25 protein-coding genes and 1 pseudogene are annotated in these 19,295 nt (G+C 60.4%); 13 read left to right on the forward strand and 13 right to left on the reverse strand.

The features are described from left to right. Positions 1-41: 41 nt before the first annotated feature. Entirely contained in the window at positions 42-1,796 is a 1,755-nt protein-coding gene (locus RPMA_RS22225) for a GAF domain-containing hybrid sensor histidine kinase/response regulator (protein ID WP_249225348.1), read from the reverse strand. A 287-nt stretch (positions 1,797-2,083) separates the two neighbouring features. Between RPMA_RS22225 and RPMA_RS22230 the strand changes: the two genes are divergently transcribed. The 4 genes from RPMA_RS22230 (at position 2,084) to RPMA_RS22245 (ending at position 3,808) form a co-directional block, all read left to right on the forward strand. Further along, positions 2,084-2,716 (forward strand): hypothetical protein, encoded by a 633-nt coding sequence (locus tag RPMA_RS22230; protein ID WP_211909820.1) that lies wholly within the window; start codon positions 2,084-2,086, stop codon positions 2,714-2,716. 61 nt (positions 2,717-2,777) lie between these two features. After that, the gene (locus RPMA_RS22235; RefSeq protein WP_211909821.1) at positions 2,778-3,104 is read left to right on the forward strand and encodes a type II toxin-antitoxin system PrlF family antitoxin; all 327 of its coding nucleotides are present in this window, start codon (positions 2,778-2,780) and stop codon (positions 3,102-3,104) included. Between the two features lie 19 nt (positions 3,105-3,123). Next, positions 3,124-3,615, forward strand: a complete 492-nt coding sequence (locus tag RPMA_RS22240) for a type II toxin-antitoxin system YhaV family toxin (RefSeq protein ID WP_211909822.1) — start codon at positions 3,124-3,126, stop codon at positions 3,613-3,615. A 49-nt stretch (positions 3,616-3,664) separates the two neighbouring features. After that, on the forward strand, positions 3,665-3,808 hold the full coding sequence (locus tag RPMA_RS22245; RefSeq protein WP_211909823.1) for a hypothetical protein: 144 nt from the start codon (positions 3,665-3,667) through the stop codon (positions 3,806-3,808). A gap of 43 nt (positions 3,809-3,851) precedes the next feature. Here RPMA_RS22245 and RPMA_RS22250 read toward each other — a convergent pair whose 3' ends face one another. After that, complete coding sequence (locus RPMA_RS22250) at positions 3,852-5,240, reverse strand: hypothetical protein (RefSeq protein ID WP_249225349.1); 1,389 nt, start codon at positions 5,238-5,240, stop codon at positions 3,852-3,854. A gap of 878 nt (positions 5,241-6,118) precedes the next feature. Between RPMA_RS22250 and RPMA_RS22255 the strand changes: the two genes are divergently transcribed. Beyond that, positions 6,119-7,438: a dicarboxylate/amino acid:cation symporter gene (locus tag RPMA_RS22255; RefSeq protein WP_211909824.1), complete on the forward strand. Its 1,320-nt coding sequence runs from the start codon at positions 6,119-6,121 to the stop codon at positions 7,436-7,438. 91 nt (positions 7,439-7,529) lie between these two features. Here RPMA_RS22255 and RPMA_RS22260 read toward each other — a convergent pair whose 3' ends face one another. Together RPMA_RS22260 and RPMA_RS22265 are read right to left on the reverse strand one after the other, a co-directional pair. Beyond that, entirely contained in the window at positions 7,530-7,844 is a 315-nt protein-coding gene (locus RPMA_RS22260; protein WP_211909825.1) for a (2Fe-2S) ferredoxin domain-containing protein, read from the reverse strand. Positions 7,845-7,878: 34 nt separating this feature from the next. Next, positions 7,879-8,058: a hypothetical protein gene (locus tag RPMA_RS22265; protein WP_211909826.1), complete on the reverse strand. Its 180-nt coding sequence runs from the start codon at positions 8,056-8,058 to the stop codon at positions 7,879-7,881. A 152-nt stretch (positions 8,059-8,210) separates the two neighbouring features. On the opposite strand from RPMA_RS22265, the gene RPMA_RS22270 reads away from it, so the two are divergent. From RPMA_RS22270 to RPMA_RS22285, 4 genes are all read left to right on the forward strand, one after another. Next, positions 8,211-8,483 carry a hypothetical protein gene (locus RPMA_RS22270; protein ID WP_211909827.1) on the forward strand — a complete coding sequence of 91 codons (273 nt, stop codon included), beginning with the start codon at positions 8,211-8,213 and terminating at the stop codon, positions 8,481-8,483. A gap of 176 nt (positions 8,484-8,659) precedes the next feature. Then, on the forward strand, positions 8,660-9,091 hold the full coding sequence (locus RPMA_RS22275; RefSeq protein ID WP_211909828.1) for a nuclear transport factor 2 family protein: 432 nt from the start codon (positions 8,660-8,662) through the stop codon (positions 9,089-9,091). Positions 9,092-9,231: 140 nt separating this feature from the next. Then, positions 9,232-10,125 (forward strand): hypothetical protein, encoded by an 894-nt coding sequence (locus RPMA_RS22280; RefSeq protein WP_211909829.1) that lies wholly within the window; start codon positions 9,232-9,234, stop codon positions 10,123-10,125. Positions 10,126-10,283: 158 nt separating this feature from the next. Then, positions 10,284-10,736 (forward strand): hypothetical protein, encoded by a 453-nt coding sequence (locus tag RPMA_RS22285; protein WP_211909830.1) that lies wholly within the window; start codon positions 10,284-10,286, stop codon positions 10,734-10,736. A 355-nt stretch (positions 10,737-11,091) separates the two neighbouring features. On the opposite strand, the gene RPMA_RS22290 is transcribed toward RPMA_RS22285, so the two are convergent. The 3 genes from RPMA_RS22290 to RPMA_RS22300 form a co-directional block, all read right to left on the reverse strand. Beyond that, a complete protein-coding gene (locus RPMA_RS22290) occupies positions 11,092-11,235 on the reverse strand; it encodes a hypothetical protein (protein WP_211909831.1) in 144 nt (47 codons plus the stop codon). Between the two features lie 111 nt (positions 11,236-11,346). Beyond that, positions 11,347-11,829, reverse strand: coding sequence for a MaoC family dehydratase (locus RPMA_RS22295; RefSeq protein WP_211909832.1), 483 nt, complete (start codon positions 11,827-11,829; stop codon positions 11,347-11,349). Between the two features lies 1 nt (position 11,830). Beyond that, positions 11,831-12,289 carry a MaoC family dehydratase gene (locus RPMA_RS22300; protein ID WP_211909833.1) on the reverse strand — a complete coding sequence of 153 codons (459 nt, stop codon included), beginning with the start codon at positions 12,287-12,289 and terminating at the stop codon, positions 11,831-11,833. Positions 12,290-12,447: 158 nt separating this feature from the next. Between RPMA_RS22300 and RPMA_RS22305 the strand changes: the two genes are divergently transcribed. Continuing rightward, positions 12,448-12,744, forward strand: coding sequence for a DUF4282 domain-containing protein (locus RPMA_RS22305; RefSeq protein WP_211909834.1), 297 nt, complete (start codon positions 12,448-12,450; stop codon positions 12,742-12,744). A gap of 111 nt (positions 12,745-12,855) precedes the next feature. Here the strand turns inward: RPMA_RS22305 and ychF are convergent, their stop codons facing one another. The 6 genes from ychF to RPMA_RS22335 all read right to left on the reverse strand — a co-directional run bounded on the left by ychF (position 12,856) and on the right by RPMA_RS22335 (position 16,353). Beyond that, on the reverse strand, positions 12,856-13,953 hold the full coding sequence (gene ychF, locus RPMA_RS22310; RefSeq protein ID WP_211909835.1) for a redox-regulated ATPase YchF: 1,098 nt from the start codon (positions 13,951-13,953) through the stop codon (positions 12,856-12,858). A 9-nt stretch (positions 13,954-13,962) separates the two neighbouring features. After that, positions 13,963-14,586 (reverse strand): aminoacyl-tRNA hydrolase, encoded by a 624-nt coding sequence (pth, locus tag RPMA_RS22315; protein WP_211909836.1) that lies wholly within the window; start codon positions 14,584-14,586, stop codon positions 13,963-13,965. Between the two features lie 21 nt (positions 14,587-14,607). Then, on the reverse strand, positions 14,608-15,297 hold the full coding sequence (locus tag RPMA_RS22320) for a 50S ribosomal protein L25/general stress protein Ctc (protein ID WP_211909837.1): 690 nt from the start codon (positions 15,295-15,297) through the stop codon (positions 14,608-14,610). Positions 15,298-15,453: 156 nt separating this feature from the next. After that, positions 15,454-15,783, reverse strand: coding sequence for a BrnA antitoxin family protein (locus RPMA_RS22325; protein WP_211909838.1), 330 nt, complete (start codon positions 15,781-15,783; stop codon positions 15,454-15,456). Further along, a complete protein-coding gene (locus RPMA_RS22330) occupies positions 15,740-16,018 on the reverse strand; it encodes a BrnT family toxin (protein WP_211909839.1) in 279 nt (92 codons plus the stop codon). Before RPMA_RS22330 ends, RPMA_RS22325 begins: the two co-directional genes overlap by 44 nt. An 86-nt stretch (positions 16,019-16,104) precedes the next feature. After that, positions 16,105-16,353 carry an accessory factor UbiK family protein gene (locus RPMA_RS22335; protein ID WP_211909840.1) on the reverse strand — a complete coding sequence of 83 codons (249 nt, stop codon included), beginning with the start codon at positions 16,351-16,353 and terminating at the stop codon, positions 16,105-16,107. A gap of 177 nt (positions 16,354-16,530) precedes the next feature. Here RPMA_RS22335 and lgt point away from each other — a divergent pair, with 177 nt between their 5' ends. From lgt to pgeF, 3 genes and pseudogenes are all read left to right on the forward strand, one after another. After that, positions 16,531-17,376, forward strand: coding sequence for a prolipoprotein diacylglyceryl transferase (gene lgt, locus RPMA_RS22340; protein WP_211909841.1), 846 nt, complete (start codon positions 16,531-16,533; stop codon positions 17,374-17,376). Positions 17,377-17,378: 2 nt separating this feature from the next. After that, positions 17,379-18,496, forward strand: a pseudogene (locus RPMA_RS22345) (class I SAM-dependent methyltransferase). Next, on the forward strand, positions 18,493-19,263 hold the full coding sequence (gene pgeF / locus RPMA_RS22350; protein ID WP_211909842.1) for a peptidoglycan editing factor PgeF: 771 nt from the start codon (positions 18,493-18,495) through the stop codon (positions 19,261-19,263). Before RPMA_RS22345 ends, pgeF begins: the two are co-directional and overlap by 4 nt. Positions 19,264-19,295: the final 32 nt, after the last annotated feature.

Raw genomic sequence — 19,295 nt, forward strand, 5'->3', positions numbered from 1 at the left:
ACTGGATTGCTTCGCTGCGCTCGCAATGACGATGAATGTAACTATCTCCGCAGCGCCACCACATTGCTGCCGCCGCCTTCCACGCCGAGCAGCCGCTTCACTTTCGCCGCGAAATCCGCCTGGTCGAACGGCTTCTGCGCAATCCGATCTTCGCCGATATCGCGCAGCGCGGTGAGATCGGCATAGCCGGTCACGAACAGCACGGGCAGCTCCGGAAAATCCTTGGCGATGGCGCGCGCGACGTCGGCGCCGTTCATCCCGGGCATCGCATAGTCCAGCACGATGAGATCGAACGCGGCCTCGGAGCGCGCGAGCAGATCGAGCCCGGCGCCGCCGCTGCCGGCGTCTTCGACCTTGCAGCCCATCTGCTGCAGCAGCGATACCGTGATCTCGCGCACGGCGCTGTCGTCGTCGATCACCAGCACGCGGGTCGAGCCCGGCACCAGTTCATGCGCCGTTGCCGCATCGACAGGCGACACCGACTGCGCCGCCTCGACCACACGCGGCAGATACACCTTCACCACCGTCCCCTCGCCGACCCGCGTCTCGATGCGCACACCGCCGCCGGACTGTTTGGCGAAACCATAGACCTGCGCGAGACCGAGCCCGGAGCCCTTGCCGACTTCCTTGGTGGTGAAGAACGGCTCGAACGCCCGCGCCAGCACGGCATCCGACATGCCACTGCCGGTGTCGGCCACCGACACCACCACATATTCACCGGCCGCCGGCTCTTCCGGCCGCTCCGGCGGACCGACCGCTGCATTCGCCGTCTCGATCGCCAGCGCCCCGCCGACCTGCATCGCGTCGCGCGCATTGATCGCGAGATTGAGGATCACCAGTTCGAGCTGGGTCTGGTCCACCATCGCCGGCCACAGTTTTGGATGCAGCACCAGCTCCAGCTGCACGCTGCCGCCCATGGACGAGCGCAGCAGGTCCTGCATATTCGACACGCTGTCATTGAGATCGATCGGCTTGGCTTCCAGCCGCTGCCGGCGCGAGAAGGCGAGCAGCTGCGCCGTCAGCTTGGCGCCGCGCTCCGCCGCCGCTTTCATATTGGCGAGGCGGCGGCCGAATTTGGCATCGCCGGCATGGCCGTTGTCGCGCTGCAGGAATTCGAGATTGCCGAGAATGACCGTGAGCAGATTGTTGAAATCATGCGCCACGCCCGAGGTGAGCTGGCCCACCGCCTCCAGCCGCTGCATCTGCCGCAGCGTATCCTCCAGCCGGTCGCGCTCGTCGATCTGCTGCTGCAGCTCCGCGGTGCGCTCGCCGACGCGCTGCTCCAGCGATTGATTGGACTCATGCAGCATGCCGATCAGCCGCACATGTTCGAAGGCGATCGCAGCACAACGCGCCAGCGTTTCCAGCCGCTCGACGGTCGCCTCGCTTGGCGTCCACAGCTCCGCCCAATAGGCGCCGATCGCAGCGGTCGTCTCCGGCGCACCCACGGGCGTCATCACCATGCTGCGCACGAAGGTCGGCCGATAGACGGCATGCGGCACGCGCGAGTCGAGATAGATATCGGGAATGATCACGGTCTCGCGCTTCAGCATCGCCCAGCCGGATACGCAGTCGCCCATCGGGAACATGCCGCCGACCCAGAGCGGCCCCGCCGCGTCTTCCGCCACATAGTGGCAGAAGTCGCCATCGCGCAGGATCACGGTGATGCCATCGGCGCCGGCGATGTCGCGGGCATAGCGGCGCAGCACATCGACGATGGCGTCGATGCTGCGCGCACCGGAAAGCGCCTCGATCCCTTCGAGCAGTTGCGCGCGCGCGACTTGGTCGATGTCCATCACTGTCCTTCGATCGGCTCGCTTGAGCCCGGACAGAATACCCTACCGACCACAAGCTGACTACGCGATCAGGACGAGATGTGATCGAGTTCCATGGTGCGGGAACACGGGCGACCACGGCGGGCGGGGGCTGAACCCTCCGCACCCGCCGTGACGCTCGCTGTTCCCCATAGGCAGCGAACCCGTCTCACGCAGGAGAATGCCGCAATGCTTCACGGATGACTGTGCAGGATTGAACATGTGCGCCGATTTCGGCGACAGACACCCATACCACCTGGGGAACTCGCATGTCGCTTCGCATCACTGCTCTGCCCGCCCTCCTCCTCGCCACCGCAACATCAGTGCAAGCCCAACAACCCGCCGTACAGCCCGCACCCGCACCACCGCTGACAATCGCCTGTAGCGGCCCCTTCGCCAAGGATTCCTCCCACGCCAAATTGCAGCAGGCTTTCGGGTCGCAATTCGTCGCGATCCAGAAAGTCGATGGCGCCGAGGGTGAGACGTTCGAGGCCAGCGTGCTCTATCGCTCGGTGCCGGAAAAGCGGCTCGAAGTGACATGGCAAGACGACAAGAAGCGCAGCGGTCTCTCCTCCGCCAGCGTGAAGAAGCCATCGACCTGGACCGGCCCCGAAGGCATCCGCATCGGCATGACGCTGGACGAGGTCGCGAAGATCAATGGCCAGCCGTTCAAGCTCAACGGCTTCGAATGGGATTATGGCGGCTATGTCGTCGATCTCAAAGGCAAGCTCGCCAGCCTTCCCGGCGGCTGCAGCATGACGCTCCGCTTCTCGCCCGGCATGGCGCTGGATGCGAAGAAACATGCGGGGCTGATCGGCGAGAAGAAGCTGTCGTCATCGGACGCAAAACTGCTGGCGGTGAAGCCGGTGCTGGTGAGTTGGAGCATTGGTTACGCTGACTAAGCGCCTTGACGAAGTAAGGAATATTCCTTACCTTGGGTCATCAGCAATGCGGAGCAATCCAATGGCTCGCACATTCGAAGAGACCAGCACGATCACATCCAAGGGACAGACCACAGTCCCGAAATCCGTGCGTCAGGCCCTCGGTCTCAGCGAAGGCGACCAGATCGCGTTTCTCGTGGACGAACGCGGCGTGACGTTACGGCGTGCAGATGAGTCTGAAGATGATCCGGCGATCGCTGCCTTTCTGACATTTCTCGCGAAAGACATCGGAGCCAATCCGGAACGGCTACAAACGCTGTCGCCTGAGATGATGGAACGCATCGCCGAACTCACCGACGGGATAGTGTTCGATCCTGACGAGCCTATTGAAGGCGAGGTCGATCTCTGACTCCGGCGTATTGTCGCTCATGATCATCAACGGCTGGTCGATCTACGCGCATCCGCTCTTTCTCAATCAGGTGACTCGCCTGGTCGAGGGTGTTGAGCGCGACCGCATAAAAGATCCGACCAGCTACCAAGCCAGACCGAACGCCAAACTGCTGAAAGCCATCCGCACGATTACGCAGGAGCGCATTCCGCACGACCCGACCGACAGGCGCTACCGCCTCGGCTCTACACTCGGCAGCAGTCACAAACATTGGTTTCGCGACAAGTTCGGCAACAGTCGTTTTCGGCTGTTCTTTCGTTTTGACATGAAAGCGAAGGTCATCGTCTATGCGTGGGTGAATGACGAAACAACGCTGCGGACCTACGGAAAGAAGACAGACGCTTACGCTGTTTTCACTTCGATGCTGACTGACGGAAATCCGCCGGATAGCTGGGACAACTTACTGGCCTCCTGCTCCGATCCAGAGATCGTCGCGAAAGCAGCTGCGTTACTTAAAAATAACTCGGATTGATTGCCTCGACAGAAGCAAGCTCGCCAGCCTGCCCGGCGGCTGCGGCCTGATGCGCCGCTTCTCGCCGGGCGTGGCGCTGGATGCAAAGAAACATGCAAGCCTGATCGGCGAGAAGAAGCTGTCGTCATCGGACGCGAAGCTGCTCGCGGTGAAGCCGGTGCTGACGAGTTGGAGTGTGGGGTATGGGGAGTGATGCGCTAGACGGCCGAAGAATGAACACAGATATCTCTCGACGGTCAACGAGCCGCTCCTTCCGGTAAAATCACTCCGTGCGCTTTAACCGGAGCGTTCAAACAGTGGACGAGAAAATCAGACAACCAGTCCCATAACGCGCGCAAATGATCTGGGGACGGCGCAAAATTGGGAGAGTGAACATAACGATTTAACGTATCTGCAGACAATAGAACGTCATTCTGCGGGAATTTACTAAGGAGCTCAAAGTACTTCTGATCAATCTTACCCGCCCTCTTCAGATCTTCTGTCACCCTGAGAACACGACGCGCCAACGTGTCATTACTACTGACAGTCGCCAGTTTCGTTTGAGAGATGTAGTTCTCAACAGACAGCTCAACGAGCACTCTCAAGAGCACCGAAATTGCATTTGCGTGATCGTCCAAATTTAGATGGAATTGCAACTCCTCCCAGATCGCCTTATGGCGATGCAGGCGCCCTGCCCAAGCAATTGAATAATTGACGTTAGGGATTAAGCTGACTCGTTTTTGAGGTCGAGAAATCTTTGTAGGTACAGGACGCTTCGCTGCTGGCTGCTCTTCACCATCCTGCGCGACAGGTTTACTCGCCAGCGAATTTGCCGCTGTTGGAAGAACCCCCTCACTCTCAAGCCCATCAAGATAGGAGCGCTTCCCGTCAATATCCCAGATATCGCCGAGAACGTAGTCCCGACTCGCGAAGTCCTGCGCAATTCGACGAAGCGCTCGGAGGACTACAGGTTTATCATGCGTGAACTCGAATTTTCCTCCTGCACCAGTGAAACCAACTCGATTCCGAAAAGACTCGCCTGACAACAAACGGTTTATATTTGAGCGCGGCATTTTTTTCGTGGGCAACATACCGGCTTCTGCAAGGCGTTTCTCTATCTCATCGGCAGCATTGAAGCCATTTCCTCGCCCTGTACGATTGATGAAGTTCGACTTCATCCTATCGTCCCAAGTAGATTGACCAACGCCGCCTTGTGAACCGGTGTGCCTACGAAACAGGATATCGTCTATGCGATCTCGATCTTGTTCAATCTGACACTGAACGGTGGTTGGAAAATCTCCCTTCCACTTGGACCGTTGTTCCGCAAAAAACTCCTGCAGCTCGATTGTCGGCGCTCTTCTCGGTTGAAGTAAGAGCTTTAAGCAAGTCATTCGACGATTACCGTCAAACAAGATAAAATGGTCGCCCTCTGGGAAAACTAATGGAGGTTCGAATACCTGACCGCTCGCAACCAGATCCTTGGCGAGGTTGCGCATGTGCGTTTCAAAATTGTTGAACAGCCACGCAATCGCTGCAGTCTCATTTTCCAATTCACCGTGTCGGTCGTTGGCACGATTAACTAGCAAAGCGTCCAGCTTAATTGATCTATAACTCATCGCTTTCCCCCCGACCGGAGCATAACTCAAGTCTACCCTCGGCTGTAAATATCCACCCTGGTTGTTGACAAAATTCCTACATCACCCTATCCTCTTCCCGTCCTGTTCACGAGGGGCGCTTCTCGAGGGCGTCTTGAGCGGTGGGGCAGGATACGGAGCCCGCGGCCTTGCCTCGCAAGCAGGACTCGGGAGGCCGGGGGCTACCGTCCGTCCCCACTAAGAGGGGCTGCCGATAGTTCGGCTGAGACGGCACAGGCGAACGGCGGAGAAATCCGTCGGGATCAGCGAAACCGAAACTTGCCAAGGCAGGGAGTAAGGGACGCGCCGGTGCATAAAAAGAACGGTCCTTCAGCCAAAAGTCCCGTGATGGCGCGCCGAGAGGCGTTGCGATGGGTGGAGGCTGACGTTTCAGCCCGAACACATCGCCCGGACGACCCGAATTGCGCTTCTTGGCGCGTCATTCCCCTCACTCTGCGAGGGGGAAAACAGGGACCTCCACTTCGCGCCGCGAACGCGACAAGGACGGCGCGTGCGCGCTGCCAATTTTTCCCGGACGTGGCTGTTTGACATGGTGGAGATGAGAGATCGGCAAAGCTCACGGCCGTAGGATGGGTAGAGCGTAGCGAACCCCATCACCACCAACGCAAGAGGCGATGGGTTTCGCTGCGCTCTACCCATCCGACGAATTGCGTCACTTCCCCTGATCAACTCACCTTTCCCGCACCGCGACATCGGCACAGGACACCGCCGCGCAAGCCTCATTCCGTTACATGCGCATCGGGCATGGCCGGGCTGCGCAGGGAATGTCAGCGCAGGGCTGTACAAGCTGCGATGTTCCGTCGCAGTTAAAGCAGATAGTCTGCGCGACAGCCGGTCGCAGCAAGCGCCACAAACGGGATGGAACAGCGATGCCCAAAAAGCCCTGGTACAAGATCCTCTATATCCAGGTGATCATCGCCATCATCATCGGCGTGGCGCTCGGTTACTTCTATCCCGATGCCGGCAAGGCGCTGAAGCCACTCGGCGATGGCTTCATCGCGCTGATCAAGATGATGATCGCGCCGGCGATCTTCTGCACCGTGGTGCATGGCATCGCCTCCATCGGCGACATGAGCAAGGTCGGCCGCATCGGCGGCAAGACGCTTCTGTATTTCGAAGTGGTGTCATCGCTCGCGCTGCTGATCGGCCTCTTGGTCGGACATTTCCTGCAGCCCGGCGCGGGCTTTAATATCGATCCCGCCACGCTCGATGCGAAATCGGTGGCCAGCTACGTGACGCGCGCCAAGGAGGAGAGTTTCGTCACCCATCTGATGGCGATCATCCCGACCTCCTATTTCGACTCGCTGGCCAAGGGCGACCTGCTGCAGGTGCTGCTGGTGGCGATCCTGTCGGGCTTTGCGATCTCGCATATGGGCAAGCCCGGCGAGCGCATCGCCGAAGGCATCGACCTCGCCGGCAAGATGTTTTTCCGCATCATCGGCATGATCGTTTATCTCGCGCCGATCGGCGCCTTCGGCGCCATGGCCTTCACCATCGGCTCGTTCGGGCTCGGTGCGCTGGTCAATCTCGGCTATCTCATCGTCACGTTCTATGCGGCGTCGCTGCTGTTCATCCTGCTGGTGCTGGGCGGCATCGCGCGGGCCTTCGGCTTCTCCATCCTGCGCTTCATCGCCTATATCAAGGATGAACTGCTGATCGTGCTCGGCACGTCGTCGTCGGAGACGGTGCTGCCGCGCATGATCACCAAGATGGAAGCGCTCGGCGCATCCAAGCCCGTGGTCGGCCTGGTGATCCCGACCGGCTACAGCTTCAATCTCGACGGCACCAATATCTACATGACGCTGGCCACGCTGTTTCTGGCGCAGGCGACCAATACGGATCTCTCCTACGGGCAGATGGCTGCGATCCTCGGCGTTGCCATGCTCACCTCGAAGGGTGCCTCGGGGGTGACGGGCGCGGGCTTCGTGACGCTGGCGGCGACGCTGTCGATCATTCCCGACATTCCGATCACCTCGCTGGCGATCATTGTCGGCATCGACAAGTTCATGAGCGAATGCCGCGCGCTCACCAACCTGATCGGCAATGGCGTCGCCACCATCGTCATCAGCCGCTGGGAAGGCGAGCTCGATGCGCACAAGCTGCATGAGGCCATGGCCCATCCCATCGCCTTCGGCGAAGAGATGGAGCATGTGCCGCTGGATCAGGATCCGATGAAGCCGGTGGTGTAGTTCTTGTAGCCTGGATGAAGCGAAGCGAAATCCAGGGACAACACAGCCAATTGAAACGCCGGTCCCCGGATTGCGCTTCGCTCCATCCGGGCTACGGTTTGGAGCCCGGCATCAGCACTTCGATCGCTTCCGCGCTGGCGGCGGCTTCCGATAGCAGCAGATATTTCCCGTCCTGCAAGGTCGCCGCGCTGGCGACGACCACCGCGCGCTTCGGGCAGATGCCGAGGCAACTCGTCATCACCACGCGCGGCGGCTTCACATCCTGCGCGCGACTGCGATCTTTGGAATCGGATTTCAGCGCCTTGCGCAGCTTCTTGCCGTCATCGATGCGGCCGAGGCATTTCTTGCAGACGAGGATCGGCGGCGCGCGGCGCAGCCTTGCAGGGATCACGGGTTTGGGAGCCATCACGTTTATATAGACGCCCGGCTCCCGATTGCGATCACCCGGACCGACGGTTGGACGTATTCTGCACCAGGTTTCCGTGCGCGGCCTGCTCGCGAATATTGTGCTTCTCGTCGTCGCGATGGCCCTTGGTGGTGTCGAGCGGCACTTTCGGCACGTTCCACGGCCCTTTGTCGCTGCGGTTTTCTTCGGGGACCGGCAGGATGTGTTTGGTCATATGTCCCTCCGTTCTTGAACGCTCCGACAACGCTGCGCGATCAGCCACGTTCCGGTGCTCGCCGCGTCCATGTCGTCACGTAGGAACAAGCGTGAACCTTTGAACCTCCGGTCGCGTTGATTTGACGCAATTGGGTGGGTCGGGGGAAGCGCATGAAAATCGCGTTGTTGATCTTGCTGGGATTGGTCCTTGGACTGCTCGGCGGCGCCGCATTGGGCCTCGGTGCCGGCATTGCCTGGGTCGAATTGTTCAAGACCAGCAATTTCGAAGGCTACAGCGCCATGCTGGTGTTTTTCACCTTCACCCCCATCGGCGCGTTGATTGGTGCCGTGGTCGGCGCCCTTCTGTTCGGCGTCTTTGCCGCCCGCCCCACCGAACTTAGCGTGGAATATCTGCAGCATCGCGATCGCGATAGCACGCGTTGATAGACCCCCGGGCGCCGCCCCGCGCCTCACCACCACGTGATTGTGCATTGCAAAAATTAACTTGCAAATTGCGTGTAATTATATTACTTTAAGCTTCAATTGATTGCCGTACTTGCCCGAGCCGTTTTTGCGGTGCTCGGGCTTTTCGTTGCCAAAAACATTCAGGACCACAGCAAATGACAGAGCACAGCCTCTGGCGTTTCGCGCGTGCATTGCATCGTGCGATCAACGAACACCAATTCGACGACCTTGCCGCCATGATCGACGACAATGTCGAATGGGCCGTGTATGGGCCGATCGACATGTTTCCGTTTCTCGGTGCGCGTCACGGAAAGACCGCCGTACTCGATGTTTGCCGGCAGATTGCCGACAATGTTCGCGTGCATCGCTATGAGCGCGAGTCGATCATCCTCGGCGAAGAGTCCGCTTCGACCATGATGCGCTACTCGCTGACGGCGCTCGACACCAACCGGCCGATCAGCCTGCGCCTCGCACAATTCGCCCAGTTCCGTGCCGGCCGCCTGGTCAGCATGCGCGTCGTCGTCGATACATTCGATCTGGTCGAGCAGGCATTGGGCCGCGCCATTCACCTGCCCAAGATTGCGTGATCGCGATCCTCCGACGCTTCCGTGCCTGATGTTGCGGTGCCATAATTCTGCCGATCCTCGTGGTATCATCTGGGGATCGACGCGATCTGCTGGGCATGGGCACGATGGCTGCGCTTCCGACTTTGACATCTCGATCTGTATTGGCCGTCGCGATCATCGTCACGGCCCTGTCGGCGCCTGCGATGGCACAAAATCCGACACAGAATCCCTGGAGCGGCATCAACGATGTCGATCTGCACGATCTCGCGCCGCCGCCGGGCGAAATCGAACCCGTCGATACGTCGCCGATGCCGAAAGCCGATGCATCGGACCCTGACTGGGCGCAGCTCGACGGCGGCCACGCGCCGATGGCCAGGGGCTCCCTGCGCGAGCGGAAATCCTCGCTGATCGTCGGCAAGCAGACTTCGTCCTGGAATTCGAACGACAGCAACGGCGCCTCGGCGGTGTCCGTGAAGCAGTCGGTGACGCCGTTCTGGGATACGAGGATCGGCGCCGACATGAATGTCGCGCGCCAGTCGGCACCGCGCAGCGCGCAGGATGCCTATCGCAACCAGTTCGGCGACGGCACGCAGGTCGGCCCCTCCAGCGGATCGGCATGGGCTGCGATGACAGCGCCCGGCGTCGCCTCGATCTGGGACCAGACCTCCATCGAGGCCCGCGTCGATCCCGGCTCGGACCAGACCAAGCTCGGCACCTCGCTGAGCAAGTCGCTGCCCATTGCCGGCAACCAGTATTCGCTGACGCTGCAGAGCGGCTACAACATCATCCAGCAGGGCAGCATTCCGCTGGTGGGCTATAACGGCCGCCCGACGCGGACTTACGAAACCGACCAGTTGGCCCGGTTCAACATCTCGGAAACCGGTACCAGCTTCATCGCCGGCCAGTCGCTCGCGACCACGGACGACAAATGGCTTCGCAAGGTCGGCGCCGAGCAGAAGCTGTTCGGCGGGGTGAATATCTCCGGCTCCATGAGCGAGACCGTGAGCGGCGTCACCAACAAGAGCCTCACCGCCGGTTTCCGGCACAGTTGGTAGTTTAAGTTTACATACACTTTATTCGGGAATTTCTGGCAAAGAACGAGCAGCCGCCGCAGATTGGCCCCGTTCCTGTCAGAATCGGCTGCGCAGATGACAATGTTTTTACATCGTGCGGGGCACCGTCCGCGCGCCACGCGTCGATTAGGAGAACCCCGATGACCGCCACCCGTCCAGAGCAGACCGAAAGCACGACCGAAGACAGCAACCTCGCTGCCGTGTCGGAAGTCGAAGCCGGTATCCGCGACTTCGTCCGCAATGATATCGCCTATCTGCGCCGTCCCGGCGCCAATGGCAGCAACGGCACGACGACCGACGCGACGGGCACAGCCGAGGCCCCCGCTGCTCCGCTGGATTCATCCACCGAAGCGACCGTGAACAGCGTCAATTCGCTGATCCAGCGCGTTGCCGGCACCTCGCTCGCCGAAATCGAGAAGCTGATTTCCGAACTGGAAGGCCTGCGCGACCTGCTGCATGCCGAAGGCCAGCGCGTCCAGCGCGAGATCTCGGGCTATGCCCAGCTCAGCCAGGCCGCCATGAAGTCGACCCGGCTGATCGCCGACAATGTCGCCCAGTGGAAGCGTGCCGCGGACAATCTCCGCCACGACTGATCGGTAAATAACTCCTGTTTTCAAGCGCCGCCCCTGCCCGGGGCGGCGTTTTTCATGGAAATTTCAGAAGTTTAGGCGGAATTTAAATTGAACTTTAACGACATGTCGCCGACCAATTCCTAGGCAGAAAACTGTCAGGGGTCTGGGGAGACATCCGTGCAAACAATTCGACCAAATACCGCCGCGCCGATTCCGGCACGCGCATCCGCGCCCAAGATGGGCACTGTCATTGTTCGATTTGCGGGGCTGTTGGTTCTGGCCGTTGGCCTGATGGCTTGGGCCTGGAGCCGCTAGAAAATCAGGCGGCTATTGTCGCGAGATCGGCGCGCCAACGCGCCTATCGGGATATTCCAGATTACTCGCTGGCGAGTGCAGAGCTTTCCAGCGTGTAACCGCCGTCAGCATAACCTTTGACGACCATGCAGGTGGCAAGCATCACCGCAAGCGTCACCGTCGCGAAGACGAAGCCAACAAATTTCAGTCCGGCACGATCAGCCATTGTAGTCCCCAGCGATCCCTAAATATGCGTTGTGCGTATGTCGCACATCACGCTCACAAAGTTCAAAACACATTAACGCCACCCAAGTTCCGCCGATTAAGTGCGAATGGGTTAACGACGCTCTCCGCGCTGAGGCATGAATACGGATCCGAGGAAGGAATAAACCTCCTCGCCGCGTTGATTGACCGCAACATTCCTCGAATGAACGATGCCCCATCCCGGTCGCGATGCGGTTGCCCGCACGGATTCGATTTCGCTCGTATAAGTCAGCGTATCGCCGGCGAGAACCGGCTTGATCCAGCGCAGGTCGCGAAAGCCGGGCGACGGTCCGCCGGTCGCGATCTCCTCACCGCGCGCTTCTGCCTCGGCACGCGCACGCACGCCTTCGGCCACGATCAGTTTCATGCATACCGACGCCACATGCCAACCCGAGGCTGCAAGGCCACCAAACAGCGAGTTGCGACCAGCTTCTTCATCGAGGTGGAATGGTTGCGGATCGAATTCGCGCGCGAAGGTTTTGATATTGTCCGCCGTGAAGGTGAACGTCCCGAGCTCGCGGCGATGGCCGACCTTGATGTCTTCGAGGAAGGGCATCTCACACCTTCTCTGCGAGGGTGCGACGACCAAACATGATCGGCACGGTCATGTCGGACACGGTCTGCTCCTTGGCGTTGAGCATGGTGCATCTGAAGGTCACGATGCCCATGGACGGCCGGCTCTGCGACGCGCGCGTCTCGAGCACATCGACATTCAACGTCAGCTCATCGCCGGGACGGAATGGCATCAGCCATTTCATCTCGGTGACCCCCGGTGATCCCATCGATGCGCTCTTGTGCAGAAAGCCGTCATAGATCATGCGCATCATCAGTGAGCACATGTGCCAGCCCGACCCGGCAAGGCCCTTCAGCATCGAGGCCTTCGCGGCCTCCTCGTCGAGATGCATCGGCTGCGGATCGTATTCTCTGGCATAGGCGATGATTTCATCGCGGGTGATATGGCGCGGACCGAAACGGCCGAAATGGCCCGTCTGAAAATCGTCGAATGTCAGGGTCATGATGGAAAATGCCGACGCAGGGGCCTGATTTGGCCGTTATTTGCAGCAATCTCAACGCAATCGCTTGCACGGCTTTTCCGCTATATTCGCGGCCAAAGCCAGTTATTTCCTGCGATCTGACTTGTCGATTCACACGTACTGCCGGGGGAGTACTGCCAATGTTCGAATTTCGTGACCTGTTCCAGTGGGATCGTTTCATCACGCCCACCATCATCAAGACGTTCTACTGGCTGGTGATTGCCCTGATCATCCTGTTCGGCATTTCCGGCATTTTCTCCGGTCTGGCGGCGATGGCGATCAGTCCCTTCGGCGGCTTCATCCTCGTCCTGTCGAGCCTTGCCAGTATCGTGGTCGGCATCATCTGCGCGCGGATCGGTTCGGAATTCATCCTGATCGTGTTCCGCATCAACGAGCATCTCGGCGCGATCCGCGATCAGGGACAGGGTCAGCACTAATCAGCGACCGTCAACGGCCGTAGCCCGCATGAGCGGAGCGACATGCGGGACCAGGGCACCAATCAATAGTGTACCCGCATCTCGCTTCGCTCATGCGGCTACATCTTTTCCTTACGTATTGAAGCGGAAGTGCAGCACGTCACCGTCGGCGACGACATATTCCTTGCCTTCCAGCCGCAGCTTGCCGCCATCGCGGGCGCCAGCTTCGCCACCGAGCCTGACATAGTCGTCATAGCCGATGGTTTCAGCGCGGATGAAACCCTTCTCGAAATCGGTGTGAATGACGGCGGCCGCCTGCGGCGCCTTGGTGCCTTTGGTGATGGTCCAGGCGCGCGCTTCCTTCGGGCCCACCGTGAAGTAAGTGATGAGCTGCAGCAGCGTGTAGCCGGCACGGATCAGGCGATCGAGACCGGCTTCTTCGAGCCCGAGGGTCTCGAGGAACTCGGCGCGCTCGGCGCGTGACAGCGTGGCGATTTCGGATTCGATCTTGGCCGAGATCGCGACAGCCACGGCGCCTTCCTTGGCGGCATGCTCGGCGACACGCTTCGAATATTCGTTGCCTTCGCCGGCCGAGCCTTCTTCGACGTTACAAACATAGAGAACAGGCTTCGAGGTCAGCAGGCCCAGCATGCTGAAAGCACGCTCTTCCTCGGGCTTGCGCTCGAGAAAACGCGTCGGCTTGCCGTCGCGCAGCAGCACCAGTGCGCGCTGAATCAGATCGAGCTGATCCTTGGCGTCCTTGTCGTTGCCCTTGGCCTTTTTCGTCAGGTTATCGATGCGCTTTTCGCAGGAATCGAGATCGGCGAGCATCAGCTCGGTTTCGATGATCTCGATATCGGCGAGCGGATCGATCTTGCCTTCCACATGGGTGATGTCGTCATCGACAAAGCAGCGCACCACATGCGCGACGGCATCGACTTCGCGGATGGTGGCCAGAAACTGGTTGCCGAGGCCTTCGCCCTTCGACGCGCCCTTCACGAGGCCGGCGATGTCCACGAAGGTCAGGCGGGTGGGGATGATCTGCTGCGACTTGCCGATCTCGGACAGCTTGTCGAGGCGCTTGTCCGGCACCGCGACTTCACCGACATTCGGCTCGATGGTGCAGAACGGATAGTTCGCAGCCTGTGCGGCCGCGGTTTCGGTGAGCGCATTGAACAGCGTCGATTTGCCGACATTCGGCAGCCCGACGATCCCGCATTTGAATCCCATGACCCTGTCCTAATTCTTCAACGGCTTCTTAGCGGAGCCGTTGTCGTCCTTCGACGTAAAACCTTTGGCCTGCATCGTCAGATGCACCTTGTTCTGGAACGACGAGTCGTTACCACCGACCAGCAAGCCGACATGATCGCTCACTGCATCATTGAACGCTTCGAGCTGCGCGCGTTCCGCTTTGGCGAAATCGCCCAGCACATGGTTATACACCAGCTCCTTGGCACCGGGATGTCCGATGCCGAGACGCACGCGGCGATAGTCGTTGCCGACATGGGCGGAGATCGAGCGCAGGCCGTTATGCCCGGCAATGCCGCCGCCGATCTTCACGCGCACTTTGGCGAAGGGCAGTTCGAGCTCGTCGTGAAACGCGGCGATGTCGCCGAGTGAAATTTTGAAGAACGAGGCTGCCTCCTGCACGGAGCGGCCGGATTCGTTCATGAAAGTCATCGGCTTCAGCAGAATGACGCGCTCGCCACCGAGCGTGCCTTCCGAGGTCTCGCCCTGAAAGCGACGGCGCCACGGTGCAAAACCGTGACGCCGCGCAATCTCGTCGAGAACCATGAACCCGATATTGTGCCGGTTGCCCTGGTATTTCGCACCAGGGTTTCCGAGGCCAACAAAGAGGCGCATGACGCGGTCTCCCGCGCTGGCTTACTTCTTCTTCGCCGGAGCAGCGGCAGCAGCCGGAGCCTTGGCGCCCGCGGCCGGAGCCTTGCCACCAGCAGCAGCCGGAGCAGCAGCGGCGGCAGCGGCCGGAGCAGCTTCCTCACCATAGCCCGACGGCGGCACGATGGTGACGAGCGTCAGATCGGCGTCGCGCGCGAGCGTCTTCACGCCCTTCGGCAGCTTGAGGTCGGTGATGTGGAGCGACGAACCGATATCGAGCGCGCTGACATCGACTTCCAGATACTGCGGAATGCTGTCGGCTTCAGCTTCGAGTTCGATCGTGTGGGCGACGATGTTGATCGTGCCGCCGCGCTTCACGCCCGGAGCGGTTTCAGCGCCGTTCACGTGCAGCGGAACGTTGACGCGGATGGTCGCGCCTTCGCCGAGACGGAAGAAATCCACGTGGATCGGGAAATCCTTGACCGGATCGAGGTGGTAGTCGCGCGGGATCACGCGGTGCTTCTGGCCATCGAGTTCGATGTTGAAAATCGTGGTCAGGAAGCGGCCGGCCTGAATGCGCAGACGCAGTTCCTTGTCATCCACCGAGATCGCCAGCGGGGGCTTGTTGTCACCATAGATCACAGCCGGGATACGGCCGGCGCGTCGCTCTGCCCGTGCGGCCCCCTTGCCGCTCACCGGACGTGCGGTCGCCTTGAATTCCTTCACGGTCGCCATTGTCTAAGTCCTTGTTTCTGAAAAATTAAAGGCCGCTAGGCGGCCTCGTTGGTCACGCTACAGCAAGCCTCCAGGGGTGCGGGGGCTGCAGACGTGCCGGGCTTGTAGCGCCATCGAGCTGAAATGACAAGGAAATGTCAGGCAAAAACGGCTGGATCAGGCCGTCTTGCGCCTCGGACCGAGCTTGCGGGCTTTACGGAGATCGTCGTTGATTTTGGTTTGCCAGCCGGTTCCAAGCGACTTGTAGGACTCCACGACATCCGGATCGAGGCGGATCGTAACGGTGGCTTTCTTGAAGAATAGGTCAAGCGCCGGGCGACCGCGGGCGATGACTTTATCGCCGTGAGAGAAGACGGCTCTGTCGGCCACGCTATCAAGAAGTTCATCCGTCAATTCCGGAGCATCATCCGGATCGACCCAAGGCTCTTTCGCAACCTGTTCGTCAAGTGTCGAAGGCTGGGCGGTATTTGGCTGCTTCCTTGGCATGGCAAAACCTCATCGAAATGACATGACGCGCCTCGCCGCGCTGTGTCCAAACCATGAAAACCATGCGGCCGTTGAGCCAACCGACCGTGATTTCACGTTTTTCTCCGTAGTCGAAGCGATCGTCCGGAAACGTGACCTTGTCACCCGCGAACACCTTCTCCGCATCGACGGCAAAATCGATCCCTCGCTCGCCGAGCGTTTTCAAACGCTTTTGCGGATCGAAGGTGATCTTCACGGATATAAACGTAAATACATAAATGACCCCCGTCAAGGGTTAACGTATTTACATAAATAGGCGGCGATCGCCCCCCCTAGCGCTGATCAGCCGAGCTTCGCCTCCAGCGCCGCGATCCGGGCCTTCAGCGTCTCATTCTCCTCGCGGGCGAGACGGGCCATGTCCTTCACGGCCTCGAATTCCTCACGCTTCACCAGATCGAGGTCGCGCAGGATCTTTTCGGCCTGGGTGCGGACGACCGTATCCATCTCGCGCTTGACGCCCTGGGCGGCGCCGGCGGCTTCGTTCATCAAGCGGCCGATCTCGTCGAATAACCGATTGTTGGTCTGGGTCATGGCAAGAACTCCGGTCGGATAAACTCAAAAGCCGCGTTACACGGCGCGGCGAACAATGGCGATCCCGTCCATTTAGTTCAAGCCGCGCCCGGCTTCCACAGTCACAAACGCGAATATCCCTTAATTCGTCATGGCCTTGTGCTTTACTGCACCCATTGGGAGCCGTAAGCCCACGCCATGCCATTTCTCGCGATCGACTTCCCCGCCTTCAATCCCGTCGCCGTTGCGATCGGCCCGATCGTCATTCGCTGGTATGCGCTGGCCTATATCGCCGGCATCGTGATCGGCTGGGTCTATGCCCGCGCGCTGATCAAGCGCGAAAAGCTCTGGGGCGGCCCGGCACCGGTCTCGCTGATCCAGTTCGACGACTTCATCCTCTGGGTGACGCTGGGCATCATCATCGGCGGCCGCACCGGTGAGGTGCTGTTCTGGAATTTCCCTTATTACGCCGCGCATCCCTGGGAAATCTTCCAGCTCTGGAATGGCGGCATGTCGTTCCATGGCGGCTATCTCGGCTGCGTCGTTGCAGTCATGGCCTTTGCCTGGGCGAACCGCATCTCGATCCTGTCGCTCGGCGACCTCACTTGCGCCGTCGCGCCCATCGGCATCTTTCTCGGTCGCGTCGCCAATTTCATCAATGGTGAGCTCTGGGGCCGCGTCACCGATGCCAGCGTGCCGTGGGCCGTTATCTTTCCGCACGCGGGACCGCAGCCGCGCCATCCGAGCCAGCTTTACGAAGCGGGCCTCGAAGGCTTGCTGCTCTTCATCGTCCTCGCCGTCATGGTCCGCATGGGCGCCCTGAAGCGCCCCGGCCTGATCCTGGGCGCCTTCACCATTGTCTATGGTTGCGCGCGTATCGTCGGCGAACTGTTCCGCGAACCCGACGCGCCGACCGGCTTCGTCATCGGCCAGATCACCATGGGCCAATTGCTGTCGGTGCCGATGATTGCTGTCGGCCTCGTGCTCATCATACGTGCATGGCGCCAGCCGGACCGCACCGAACTCAATCCGGGTAAGGCCTGACCGTGACCGATCAAACATCGCCGCTGCTCGACGAGATCAAGCGCCTGATCCGCGCCACCGGCCCGATGCCTGTGTGGCGCTACATGGAGCTGTGCCTGACGCATCCGCGTTACGGCTACTATATCTCGCGCGATCCGCTCGGCCGCGAGGGAGATTTTACGACCTCTCCCGAAGTCAGCCAGATGTTCGGCGAGCTGCTGGGCCTGTGGGCGGCGTCGGTGTGGCGCGCCATGGATTCGCCAGCGGTCCTGCATCTCATCGAACTTGGGCCCGGCCGCGGCACCATGATGGCCGACGCGCTGCGCGCCATGCGCGTGTTACCGGACTTGTATCAGGCGCTGCAGGTTCATCTGGTCGAGATCAATCCGGTGCTGCGCGAGAAGCAGAAAGCCGCATTGCCCGGATTGCGCAGCCTGAACTGGCACAACAGCATCACGGAGGTGCCGGCCGGCCCCTCGGTGATTTTCGCCAACGAATATTTCGATGTGCTGCCGATCCACCAGGCGATCAAGCGCGATGGCGGATGGCATGAACGCACCGTGGATATCGGCGCTGACGACCGGTTGATCTTCGGTGCCTCCGCCGATCCTATCCCCCGCTTCGAACTCCTCCTGCCCCCGTGGTGCGGGCCGCACCGACGGGCGCCATTTTCGAATGGCGCCCGGACAGCGAAGTCATGACCATAGCGCGCCGTGTCCGCGATCAGGGCGGTGCGGCCGTCGTCATCGATTACGGTCATATGCGCAGCGACGCCGGCGACACCCTGCAGGCCATCGCCCAACACAGCTATACAGACCCGCTGAAAAATCCCGGCCAGGCCGACCTCACGGCGCATGTGGATTTTCAGGCGCTCGGACATGCGGCGGAAGATGTCGGCGCGCGCGTGCATGGCCCGATCACGCAGGGCGAATTCCTCAAACGCCTGGGCATCGAAACGCGCGCCATCACGCTGATGTCTAAGGCCACTCCCGAAATGTCGGAGACCGTATCCGGTGCGCTGAAGCGCCTGATCGATAGCGGTCGCGGCGGCATGGGATCGATGTTCAAGGTGATTGGCATTTCAGACCCCAAGATCGCGTCACTGGTGGCGCTCGATGTTGCACGGGAGATGCCAAAATGAAGACGTTTACATCTCCCCTTCTTGCAGGTCTACCCGGCCTGCGGCACGCCTTCTTCACCCGCGACGGCGGCGTATCGAAGGGCATCTATGCCGGCCTCAATGGCGGCCTCGGCTCCAATGACGAACGTGCAGACGTCATTGAAAACCGCCGCCGCATGGCGGACGCCATGGGTGTCGCGCCGAACTGTTTCCTGACCGCCTATCAAATCCATTCACCCGACGTGGCCGTGGTGACGACGCCACAGGATGGCGACGAGCGACCGCATGTGGATGCGCTTGTGACCGCGACCCCCGGCCTTGCGCTCGGCGTAACGACAGCGGATTGCGGGCCGATCCTGTTTGCCGATCCGAAGGCGCGGGTGATCGGTACGGCGCATGCCGGCTGGAAAGGCGCTTTCACCGGCGTGCTCGAAAACACGATCGCCGAGATGGAAAAACTTGGCGCCCACCGCGCCGATATCGTGGTCGCGATCGGCCCTCTGATCCGGCAGCCGAGCTATGAGGTCGGCGCCGAATTCGTGACCCGCTTCACGGAGGCTGATCCCTCATTCGCGCGCTTCTTCCTGCCTTCGGCGCGCGCAGGGCACGCGATGTTCGATCTCGCCGGCTTCATCCGCATGCGGCTGGAGCGTGCCGGCATCACCGCCATCGACGACACCGGCATCGACACCTATCCCGATGAGAACCTGTTCAGCTATCGGCGCACGGTCCATCGCAACGAAGGCGACTATGGTCGCCAGATTCACGCCATCGTGCTCGCGCATTAACCATGCCGGGCATCCGCCAAACGAGCTAACTG

The sequence above is a fragment of the Tardiphaga alba genome, assembly GCF_018279705.1.
GTDB classification, from domain to species: domain Bacteria; phylum Pseudomonadota; class Alphaproteobacteria; order Rhizobiales; family Xanthobacteraceae; genus Tardiphaga; species Tardiphaga alba.